Origin of the sequence: Nostoc sp. DedSLP03 (assembly GCF_034530815.1) — a bacterium.
In the GTDB taxonomy this organism is placed as follows: domain Bacteria; phylum Cyanobacteriota; class Cyanobacteriia; order Cyanobacteriales; family Nostocaceae; genus Nostoc.
Window position 1 is genome coordinate 1 of sequence record NZ_JAVRCK010000153.1, and the last position, 11,222, is coordinate 11,222.

At 41.6% G+C, this 11,222-nt stretch carries 8 protein-coding genes and 1 pseudogene; 4 read left to right on the plus strand and 5 right to left on the minus strand.

Features of this window, described 5'->3' with window-relative positions; all coding sequences use genetic code 11:
• Positions 1 to 67: 67 nt before the first annotated feature.
• From RM368_RS36710 to RM368_RS38965, 4 genes and pseudogenes are all read right to left on the minus strand, one after another.
• A complete protein-coding gene (locus RM368_RS36710; protein ID WP_322698619.1) occupies positions 68 to 436 on the minus strand; it encodes a pentapeptide repeat-containing protein in 369 nt (122 codons plus the stop codon).
• Positions 426 to 740 carry a hypothetical protein gene (locus RM368_RS36715; protein WP_322698620.1) on the minus strand — a complete coding sequence of 105 codons (315 nt, stop codon included), beginning with the start codon at positions 738 to 740 and terminating at the stop codon, positions 426 to 428. Before RM368_RS36715 ends, RM368_RS36710 begins: the two co-directional genes overlap by 11 nt.
• Positions 741 to 912: 172 nt before the next feature.
• Positions 913 to 1,443: a hypothetical protein gene (locus RM368_RS36720; protein ID WP_322698621.1), complete on the minus strand. Its 531-nt coding sequence runs from the start codon at positions 1,441 to 1,443 to the stop codon at positions 913 to 915.
• Positions 1,444 to 1,564: 121 nt separating this feature from the next.
• Positions 1,565 to 1,677, minus strand: a pseudogene (locus RM368_RS38965) (DNA-binding response regulator); the annotation flags it as partial.
• Positions 1,678 to 1,807: 130 nt separating this feature from the next.
• Here RM368_RS38965 and RM368_RS36725 point away from each other — a divergent pair.
• The 4 genes from RM368_RS36725 to RM368_RS36740 all read left to right on the plus strand — a co-directional run bounded on the left by RM368_RS36725 (position 1,808) and on the right by RM368_RS36740 (position 10,665).
• Complete coding sequence (locus tag RM368_RS36725; protein ID WP_322698622.1) at positions 1,808 to 5,440, plus strand: AAA-like domain-containing protein; 3,633 nt, start codon at positions 1,808 to 1,810, stop codon at positions 5,438 to 5,440.
• A gap of 217 nt (positions 5,441 to 5,657) precedes the next feature.
• Positions 5,658 to 6,635, plus strand: a complete 978-nt coding sequence (locus tag RM368_RS36730) for an ABC transporter substrate-binding protein (RefSeq protein WP_322698623.1) — start codon at positions 5,658 to 5,660, stop codon at positions 6,633 to 6,635.
• Between the two features lie 9 nt (positions 6,636 to 6,644).
• Complete coding sequence (locus tag RM368_RS36735) at positions 6,645 to 9,308, plus strand: hybrid sensor histidine kinase/response regulator (protein WP_322698624.1); 2,664 nt, start codon at positions 6,645 to 6,647, stop codon at positions 9,306 to 9,308.
• The gene (locus tag RM368_RS36740; protein ID WP_322698625.1) at positions 9,298 to 10,665 is read left to right on the plus strand and encodes a diguanylate cyclase domain-containing protein; all 1,368 of its coding nucleotides are present in this window, start codon (positions 9,298 to 9,300) and stop codon (positions 10,663 to 10,665) included. The genes RM368_RS36735 and RM368_RS36740 overlap by 11 nt, the downstream gene beginning before the upstream one ends.
• 69 nt (positions 10,666 to 10,734) lie before the next feature.
• On the opposite strand, the gene RM368_RS36745 is transcribed toward RM368_RS36740, so the two are convergent.
• Positions 10,735 to 11,121 carry a hypothetical protein gene (locus RM368_RS36745; protein WP_322698626.1) on the minus strand — a complete coding sequence of 129 codons (387 nt, stop codon included), beginning with the start codon at positions 11,119 to 11,121 and terminating at the stop codon, positions 10,735 to 10,737.
• Positions 11,122 to 11,222: the final 101 nt, after the last annotated feature.

Sequence of the window (11,222 nt, forward strand, 5' to 3'; positions counted from 1 at the left end):
GAATTTTGAATTTTGAATTTTGAATTTTGAATTGATTTCTCCCCTGCCCCTCTGCCCCCAATCCCCTTCACACCTTCCGCATATTTCTACTGATAGGGTCAAAACCTCTAGAAAACCGCGTACTTTCATCATAGTAAGCGCCAGTCAGATTAGCTCCATACAACTTGGCATAGTTGAGTTTTGCTCCCCGAAGATTCGCTTCATTCAGATTGGCACCGCTCAAATTAGCTCTGGTCAAATTCGCTTTGGCTAAATTAGTTCTACTCAAATCTGCTCCCCAGAGTTTAGCTTTAGCTAAGTTAGCTCCACTCAAGTCAGATCCCCATAAATTAATTCCCGGCAAATCGGCTCCAATCAGCTTATCCCGACTCAAGTTGACGCCTGGAAAATATTTTTCTCCTGCGGCAAAACGCCTTTTTAATTCTTCAGCATTCATGCGTCGCGTTCACCTTCTTTAGCAATACAGAAGTTATTTGTTCCCATTCCTGGCTTAGTTCTCCTGAAAATGCTGGCTGACCACTGCGTTGATACCAGTAATGGGCATTGTAAGAATCGCCTTCTTTGCGGTGCAGGTAAGCATGAACCCAAGCACTGTCAGTATCACTGGCATCTGTAACTATTTCATGAGCTTTGTTCCAATCACCTTTGTTGTCATACCACATTGCTTGCAGCCCTTTTGGTAGTGTCTCAGGGCATGGGCATTGCTTTTCGATCAATCGCAGAAATTCCTCTGTATTCACGATCGCCACCTAATAAGAATCAAACTTCTATCTCTAAGATACTCCTCAGCTTCAGGGGAGGATGGGAGCAGGGGAGCAGGGGGAGAATAACTCATTACTCATTACTCATTACTCATTACTCATTACTCAGCACTCATAACGCCCAATGCCCCATGCCCAATGCCCTTCACATCTACTTAACTGGAATAACTTCAAACTGGAAAGTACCGATCAAACGGTTATCAATATAGACTTCTATTCTATGCTTACCAACTGGATCGCCAGGGGCGATCGTCCAAAAGTTCTCAATTACACCTTCGGGAGCCGACTGCGTGCGTCGTGTTACAGATGTCTTGCCGTCTGCTGATATTGAGAAATCTTCACCACTATCTGTACCCCAAGTTTCTGGAGGTTTTGGTAAATACAAGACTTCACGCCATTTCACTTCACCTTGGTAGTTTTTGAGTTTAATCCGCCACCCGTAGCTGTTTCCTTCCTGAAGTGGCACTCTTGTTGTCTGGAAAATGGTAACGTTTCCTTTGGAGTCAACTCTCTTCAGACCAAACTCGGTGTTACTGACAGTCATCTGTTTTGCATTCGTTGGCGCCGGAGATGATATGGCATTTTCTCCCAAAACAGAAGTAGCGTTGATTGGCTTAGAACCGATGACCCCAGATATTAGCCAAAAAGCAGCTAGCACAGCAGTAGTAGTCCAAATTCTCATTAGTATGGTTTTCCTATCAGACTTTTGGTACTTATTCAAGTAATCTGCCATGTTTTCCGGGTCGAGGTTAGTGATGGTTAGACAAAGACGAAATTGCTTTCAGAAATTTGGCGGATTTAATCAACCCACTGACTTTGGTCAACATCCAATTTAAAATCAGTAAATCATAATCTTGGCGAAAGGCAAACCATTGCGCCGTCGTTTTCCATCTGCGCTGGCATCTACTGCATACCCATTCCTCACTGTCTTACTCTACAAGACACTTCACGAACGGAACAGTGTGGCATGGATATAGTATTCTAAATCCTGAATTCAGAATTCTGACTCCTTCTTTATCTCCCCCTTTTCTAATTACACTTTGCACATGAGATACCAAGTTGGCGGTAGCCTCCACAGTGACGATCCCACTTATGTTGTGCGTCAAGCAGATGAAAAACTTTATACCAGTTTAAAAGGTGGCGATTTTTGCTACGTCTTCAACTCTCGCCAAATGGGTAAATCATCTTTACTACAGCGAATAAGTCGTCGTCTCAAGTCAGAAGGCTATAAATGTGTTTACTTAGACGTAACGCAATTGGGTAGCGAGGATACCACATCAGCACAATGGTATAAAGGAATCATTGTCAGCATATTCTACGGGTTAAATCTGGCGGAACACGTCAACTTTAAGCAATGGTGGAATATGCAAACAGGTCTTTCTCCTGTACAAAAACTACACCAATTTGTTGAGGAAGTATTGCTGCCAAATGTCAAGAGCGATTGTGAAGGAGGCGGCGAAGCTAAAGGCATTTTCATTTTTATTGATGAAATTGATAGTTTGCTGAGTTTGAATTTTCCGGTCAATGACTTTTTTGCCTGGATTCGTCATTGCTACAATCAGCAGGCACACGATCCGAGGTTTCAACGCCTGGGATTTGCATTGTTTGGAGTCGCCAGTCCATCTGATTTAATTGCTGACAAACGTCGGACACCTTTTAACATTGGGACAGCTATTGAGTTATACGGCTTTCGATTGCATGAAGCTAGCCCATTGCTAAATGGGTTAAAAGGAGCAATTGAGCGACCAGAAGTTGTGCTGCAAGAGGCGATCTATTGGACAGGTGGACAACCGTTTCTAACTCAAAAACTCTGTCAATTAATTCTCCAAACTGCCTTAAAGACATCAGAGCGGAAAATTTTCCTACCCCCAAAAACTGAGGCCTATTGGGTAGAAGAATTGGTGCGATCGCAGATTATCCAACACTGGGAATCACAAGATGAACCCGAACACCTGCGCACGATTCGCGATCGCTTACTTTTCAATCAACAACAAGCCGGACGGTTATTGAGTCTTTATCAGCAGGTATTGCAAGCCGAGGAAATAGAGGACGAGGGGAAATGGGGATGGGAAGACGCAAATAATGAAGACACTAGGGACTCTTGGCGTATTTATGTCTCCCAGTCTCCGCGTCCTCTTTTATCTGCCGTGGCTGTCGATGATAGCCGAGAACAGACGGAGCTTTTACTATCAGGATTGGTCGAGAAGTACAACGGCTATCTCAGAATTAAAAATCCCATCTACCGGAATATTTTCAATACTGAATGGGTGTTAAATCAGTTAGACAATCTGCGCCCTTATTCACAGCCATTCAATGCTTGGGTAGCATCGAGCTTTCAAGATGAGTCACGCTTGCTGCGGGGTAATGCCTTACAAGAGGTTTTGGACTGGACTCAGCGTAAAAGTCTCAGTGATTTGGACTATAGATTTTTAGCAGCTAGCCAAGAATTGGAACGTCGGGAAATCCAGCAAAAAATGGAAGTAGAACGGCTCAAAGAAACTGAAGCGCGATTGGCAAGCGAACAAAAGAGCGCTCGGCTTCAGCGACGACTCCTATTAGGGGTAAGTTTGGCCCTACTAGCAGTTATTGTCTTGGGGTTCACAACACTCTACGCCGATCGACAAGCATCACTGAGTGAGGTACGGGCGATCGCAGCTGCTTCCAATGGTAGTTTTAATTCCAATCAACGCTTAGATGCACTGGTACAAGCAATCCGAGCCAGACAGGAATTTCAACGGCTCGATCTGCAAAATTTGGCAGATGCCAATACTCTGGATCTCCAAACCCGCAAAGTATTAGAACAAGCTGTCTACGGTGCTGATGAATTCAATCACTTGTCGGGGCATCAAGGGATTGTCTTAGGCGTTGATTTTAGCGCTGATGGTCAGTGGATTGTCTCATCTAGCATCGATCGCACAGTCAAGCTATGGAAGCGGGATGGAACACTGGTGAGAACGCTACCACATACTGCAACCATACAAAGCGTCCGCTTCAGCCCGGATAGCCGCCGGATAGTCGCTGCCGGCATTGATGGCACTATCCGTCTTTGGACGATCGATGGTAAATTGTCAACCATCTTCAAAGGGCACAAATCTGCGGTGTGGCGAGTTGCCTTTAGCCCAGATGGACAAACGATCGCTTCTGCCAGTGGCGATTTTAGCGTTAAGCTTTGGCAGCTAGATGGCACTTTAATTAGAACTCTCAAACATCAGCGCGGTGTATGGGGAATTGCCTTCAGCCCCGATGGTCAAACTCTCGCTGCTTCTATGGTAGGCGGCAAGAATCAGCTTTGGCGATTGGATGGAACGCTGCTCAAAACATTCACAGCCGGAAGCGCAACTATTTGGAGTGTTGCTTTTAGCCCTGATGGACAAACTTTAGTGTCTGGCGGTGCAGATAAGATGGTGCGGCTGTGGAATCGAGAAGGCACTCTCCTGAGAAGTTTTAAAGGGCATACTGCTGAAATATTTGGTGTAGCCTTTAGCCCTGATGGGCAGACTATTGCTTCCGGCGGTTCTGATAAAACCGTTAAACTCTGGCGGATAGATGGTACTTTATTAAGAACTTTGCAGGGGCATACCTCAAATATTCAAACCATCGCCTTCAGTCCTGATGGAGAAACTCTCGCCTCTGCCAGTCACGACAACACTATCAAACTCTGGAGAGTCAACTCACCCTTAATAAAGCTACTCAATGGCCATCAAGAAATGGTCTGGCGGGTGGCATTCAGCCCTGATGGGCAACGGCTAGCTTCGGTTGCTGGCAAAGAAGTCAAACTCTGGAGACGCGATGGTTCTCTCGCCAAAACCATTGTTGAAGAAGATTCTCGAATGCTTAGTCTCGACTTTAGCCCCGATGGTCGAACTTTAGCGATCGTTGGTTCTAAAGGTGTCGTGAGACTGTGGCAACTAGACAGCAATCAGCGAACCATTCTGGAAGGGCCAGGTATCGGTCTTTTGGGTGTTAGCTACAGTCCTGATGGCAACCGATTAGTGACTGTGGGTTTTGATTACAAGCTGAGACTCTGGCAACGCGGCTCCAATGGAGAGTTTCAACTCCAGCAAATTATTCAGGCGCATACAGGGCGAATTTGGGACATTGTTTATAGTCCAGATGGGCAGTTTATCGCCTCTGCTAGTGCTGATGGCACTATTAAACTGTGGACTTCAGAAAATAGCGAACGCCTGTTAGAGAAACCCGATCGCACCTTAGAAGGGCATAAGAGTGAAGTTTTTGGGGTTGCCATTAGCCCGAATAGTCAATTGATTGCCTCTACAGGTGGGGATGGTAGTCTGCGACTTTGGAAACGTGATGGCACTCTGGTGAGGATCTTTGATGGTAAAAGTATCGGCTTAACCAGGGTAGCATTCAGTCCAGATGGTCAAATGCTAGCAGCCGCAAGTTTTGACAATACGATTAAAGTCTGGAAAATTGATGGTACTTTACTCGTCACCCTGAATGGACATACTTCTAATGTGAGCAGTGTTGCCTTTAGCCCTGATGGTAAAACCCTTGCCTCTGGCGGAGATGACCAACTTGTGATTCTGTGGGATTTAGAAGAAATTCTCCATCTCAACCTACTGAAATACAGTTGTGATTGGGTACGGGATTATTTAAAGACTAATATAACAGTAGAAAAGAGCGATCGCTCTCTTTGCAATTACAGCCTTTTTTCTTGATTTGAAGAATAATCCCTTGTTAAGGCGGCTCAATACCTGTGAATGAAATTCTCAAGCTGCCCTTGCGGTCAGAATTTCTACATCTTGAAGCAATTCCAATAACCAAAACTCGTTTAATACAATCACTGACGAAATTTGCACGGCAATTTAAATTTGAACAATTAGTTTATTTAGCAGAATCTTTGATTAACAATAATTAAAAAACATCAAAAATTCTATGCTTAAACTACTCAGATCCATTAGCATTTTCCTGATTACCGCCTGTTTACTACTTGCTTGTAATACTTCAGTACCAACTGAAGTAAAACGCCCTCCATTGAAAGTGATATTTGGATCTTTTGTTGGAGAGCTTCCAGGCATCATTGCTCAAGAAAAAGGATTCTTCAAAGCCCAAGGGGTAGATGTGGAACTAGTTCATACACAATACACCCAATTAGAACAAGCAAACTTCAATGCGGGTAAGTATGATGGGATTACGTCGTCATTGGGAAAGTTTATCATCTGGAGTGCCACAAATCCAGATATACAAAGCGCGATCGTTATAGACGAATCAACAGGAGCAGATGTGGTAGTCGCCCAATCAAAAATTAAAACTGTAGCTGACTTGAAAGGTAAAAAGCTGGGTGCAAATCTAGGCGGTTTTAGCGAAGTTTTCGTGACTGAAATGTTGAAAACTGCCAATTTAACTAGTGATGATGTGAACTTAGTTCAATTAGAGGCTTCAGAAATTCCTCAACGCCTGAAAAATAACACGATTCAAGCCGGACACACTTGGCAACCCTATCTCTCTGAAACGATAAAATTAGGGGGAAATATCCTATTTACTAGCAAACAAACCCCTGGCTTGATTTTAGATTTGATTATCTTTCGTGGTGAGACAATCCGCGATCGCCCCGAAGACATTTGTGCATTTGTACGGGGATGGCTGCAAGCCTCGACCTACTGGAAAGCAAATGTTGAGGAAGGAAAAGCGATCGTCAGCAAAGCGTTAAAAATTCCGCTCAATACTCTCTCTCTAGAGGGAATAAACCTAACTGATTTAGGTGAAAATCAAAAATATTTTCAATCTAGCAACCCTAAGTCCATTTACAAAGCTGCCAAGATATATGCAGATTTTTTTATTCGCTCTGGAAACATCAATCGGATTCCTGAGCTAAACAGTTTGTTCAATTCTTCCTTCTTGAATCCCCCGTAGTTTGAAGCTATGCAGCACTCCTTTTTGGGCGGCATCCGTACAAAGTTGATCGCTTCGTTTCTCGTTGTTGCTTTGATTCCGTTGCTGTTATTGGCATTTGTCAACAAACAGACAACTGAAAAAGCACTAACTGACAACGCCCGACAAGCCCTATCTGCGGCGGCTAACGAAACCGCTAACAGAATAGATGCCTTTATTGATGGAAATCTCAATGCGGTGCGTGTAGAGGCGATTTTACCAGGTTTGGCACGCTACCTCAGCCTAACTCCAAAACAGCGAGACGACAGCCCCGAAATGCAATTGGCGACAGAAACATTAATCCGTCTCAGTCGCAAAGATATGCTCAATATTCTCTCTTATGCTTTGCTCGACTTAAACGGGAAAAATGTATTGGATACACGTACACTGAATATTGGCAAAGATGAATCAGTTCAAGATTATTTTCAAAAACCGCTACAAACTGGTTTCTCTTTTGTTTCTAGCATGAAGCGATCGCCAACAATTCCCAATCTTATTACCCTCTTTTTTAGTAGTCCGGTTCGCAATGCCAAGGGAGATATATTGGGTGTATTGCGTGTTTCATATAATGCGACTGTTGTTCAGCAGTTAGTAACTCGACAAACCGAACGGGCTGGGGAAAAATCTTTTGCGATTCTTTTAGATGATAATAATATTTATCTGGCACATAGCACTGCACCGGAACTGCTTTTTAAATCAATTGTGCCTCTGCCTAATGATGTTGTAACTAAACTGCAACAGGAAGGTCGTTTGCCTAATTCTTCTTTCAAAGAATTGGCAACTAATGAATCCAAACTTAAACAAGCATTGGATAATAAACAGTCGTATTTAATTGCATCCTTGTCAGCAACAGGCGATTGGGTTAATCTAATTGCGATCGCTCGTTTGCAATATAAACCTTGGTCTGTGTTGTTTGCCCGACCCCTTGCCGTTGCCTTAGCACCTGTAGAAAAGCAAATTCGTAACACAATTTTTCTATTTGCATTTATCGCTGGAGTAGTGACAATCATCGCTTTTGCCATTGGACAATTGCTAACAAAGCCAATAATTCACCTTACCAATATAGTTTTCCAGTTTACTGCAGGTAACTTAGATATCCGTGCCAAAAATAAATCAAAAGACGAAATAGGTCAATTGGCAAAATCTTTTAATAACATGGCACTTCAGTTACAAACATCTTTGGAAACTTTGGAACAACGGGTACAGGAGAGAACAGCCGAGTTAGCCATTGCTAAAGACAAAGCCGAAGTAGCAAATCAAGCTAAAAGTTTATTTATTGCGAATATGAGTCATGAGTTGCGATCGCCCCTCAATGCTATTCTAGGTTTTTCTCAGTTAATGTTACGCGCTAAAAACTTGCCTGCCGAGCATTATGAAAATGCCGGGATCATTTATCACAGTGGTGATTATTTACTAACGCTCATCAATAATATTCTCGATTTATCAAAAATAGAAGCAGGGAAAACGACTCTTAATCCTAGAGACTTTGACCTGTATCGCTTGCTAGATGACTTAGAAGATATGCTACATTTACAGGCAAGTAATCAAGGCTTAAATTTAATATTTCAACGCAGTGAAAATCTCCCATGCTATATTTGCACAGATGAGGTAAAACTCCGGCAAGTATTAATTAATTTGATTAATAATGCCATTAAGTTTACTCAAAAAGGAACAATTAGTTTAATAGTAAATAATACTAGTGAAGAAATTACAGATATTTTAACTCTTAATTTTCAAGTCTGCGATACAGGAGTGGGGATTGCAGCCGCAGAATTACCCAAACTTTTTAATGCTTTTTCTCAAGCACAAGCTGGAAAAGAATCTCAAGAAGGAACGGGTTTAGGTTTAGCAATTAGTCAAAAATTTATTCAGTTAATGGGAGGAGATATTTCTGTTGAAAGTAAATTAGGAGTCGGGACAACTTTTAAATTTTATATTCAAGCAAAGTTAGGTCAACCAACCAATAAAAATACTTTAGAAGTACATCCAAAAGTATTAGAACTTGCACCAGGACAACCTATATATAAACTATTAATAGTAGATGATAAACCGATTAATCGCAAATTATTAGTTAAACTTTTACAACCATTAGGGTTTGAGATGAAAGAAGCTAGTAATGGCAAAGAAGCGATCGCTATTTGGAATGAATGGGAACCCCACCTGATTTGGATGGATATGCGAATGCCTGTCATGGACGGTTACGAAGCTACAAAATATATCAAGTCCACTACAAAGGGTAATGCTACAGCTATAATTGCTTTGACGGCAAGTGTTTTAGAAGAAGAAAAAGCGATCGTCCTTTCAGCCGGATGTGATGATTTTCTCCGCAAACCTTTTGCAGAACATACAATTTTTGACACACTAGCCAAACATCTGGGTGTCAAATACATATTTGCTGAAAATAATTATTCAAATTTGGAATATATAGAAAAAAATACTTTAACATCCCAAAATCTAATTTGTATGTCTCAAGAATGGATTAATCAATTCTATGAAGCTGCATTAGAAGCAAATACTAATCGTGTCATAGAATTAATTAGAGATATTCCTAAAACAGAAACTTTTTTAATTCAATCTTTAACAAAACTTGCTCGTCAATTTGAATTTGAGGAATTAGTTGATTTAGCCGAACCCCTGAGAAGCAATGAATCTTAATTCTGATAAAGAAAATAAAGGTAATATTCTTTTAGTAGACGACAATCCCAAAAATTTACATTTATTAAGTGATGCTCTGGTCAATCTCGGCTACACTGTTCGCAGTGTCACAAGTGGACGGATGGCACTAAAAACAGTAAAGGCAAAGCGACCAGATATCATTCTTTTAGATATTAAGATGCCAGAAATGGATGGCTATCAAGTGTGTAGAACTCTGAAAGCCGATGAAGTTCTACGCACCATTCCTGTTATTTTTATTAGTGCTTTAGATGATGTTTTCGATAAAGTGACAGCCTTTGAGTCAGGAGGTATAGACTACATCACTAAACCCTTTCAGATGGAAGAAGTTGTAGCGCGTTTAGAAAATCAATTAACCATTCAACGCCAGCAACAGCTTCTAGAAAAAGAAAATATTAAGCGTAGGGAAACAGAAGAGATACTGTATCAGTCTAGGGCAATACTAGCCAGTATTTTGAATAGTTCGCTAGATGGTATAGCCGCTATGCAAGCTGTCCGCAACCCTGTAACCGGGGACATCGAAGATTTCCGTTGCTTAGTTATCAATCCTGTCATTGCTAGAGCCTTCGGAAGCAAATGTGAAGAGATGATTGGCAAATTAGTATTAAAAAAACTCTTAACCTATCTAGAACCAGAACTATTTAATCACTTCGTTAATCTTGTCGAAACAGGGGAAGCTTTAAAACGAGATTTCTACTATCCATTAGGCAATTCTTCTTGGTATCACTTTGTTGCAGTCAAACTAGATGATGGTTTTGCTATTACCATACGCGACATCACTGGACGTAAACAAATTGAATTAGCTCTCCAAGATGCCAATCAGAAACTAGAACAACTAGCAAATTTAGATAGCTTAACTCAAGTGGCTAACCGTCGTTGCTTTGATGCACGACTCAAAGCAGAATGGAAACGCCTTGCACGAGAACAACAACCCCTGTCACTGATTATGTTTGACGTTGATAAATTCAAACTTTACAACGATTACTATGGTCATCTTGCAGGCGATGATTGTTTAATGAGGATAGCGCAAACAGTGCAACAGACAATTCATCGTCCTGCCGATTTAGTGGCACGTTACGGTGGAGAAGAATTTTTGGTACTCTTGCCCAATACTGACTTAGCGGGAGCGATTAAAGTAGGGCAAAGTATTCAGCAAGCAATCCATACTCTGGCTATTCCCCATGTACAGTCTGATGTCAAGAATATTATCACCGTTAGTTTAGGAATTACCTCTCGCATACCTATTTGGAACATCAGGCCAGACACACTCATTGCTTCAGCAGATAAAGCACTGTATAATGCCAAACAAAATGGGCGCGATCGCTATTGTAATGATTGAAAGATTTTTATAGCAATACCTTTATTTCCAGCATTATTACATCAGTAACAATCACATCCAGCTTTTCTTTTAAAAGAATACAGGAGCTATTATTTCAATGCTGAATCGACCATGCTTAAATACCACATTATGCCATTCCTCGTCACCCATCTCGTTATAGTGTAGGTAGCCATCGCGGAATGCACAAACACTTTTAGATTCAAGAAGTAATAATTCCCAAAACACCTTGGCAATACGTTCATAAATCTCAGTTGATAAATCATCTGCATAAAAACGCAGTCCAGCACGAAGGTTGTAGTCTTCACAGATGAATGGGTATGCTATCCAGTCTCCATTTGACCCTAGCTCACAAGCCACGAACATTTGCTCTATGAGTGCATACTTGTAGTCTGGAATAGACAAGCTTATCAAAATATTAGAACCAAATATGGCTGGAATTCTAGCCCGTACCCACACTGCATTAGCTGATTCTCCAAATAGATCCTGGCATCTCTGTAAAATACTTCAGGGGGCGACAGTGGAGCTAAAGAGCTTGCTGTATAAGTGACATAGCTTTC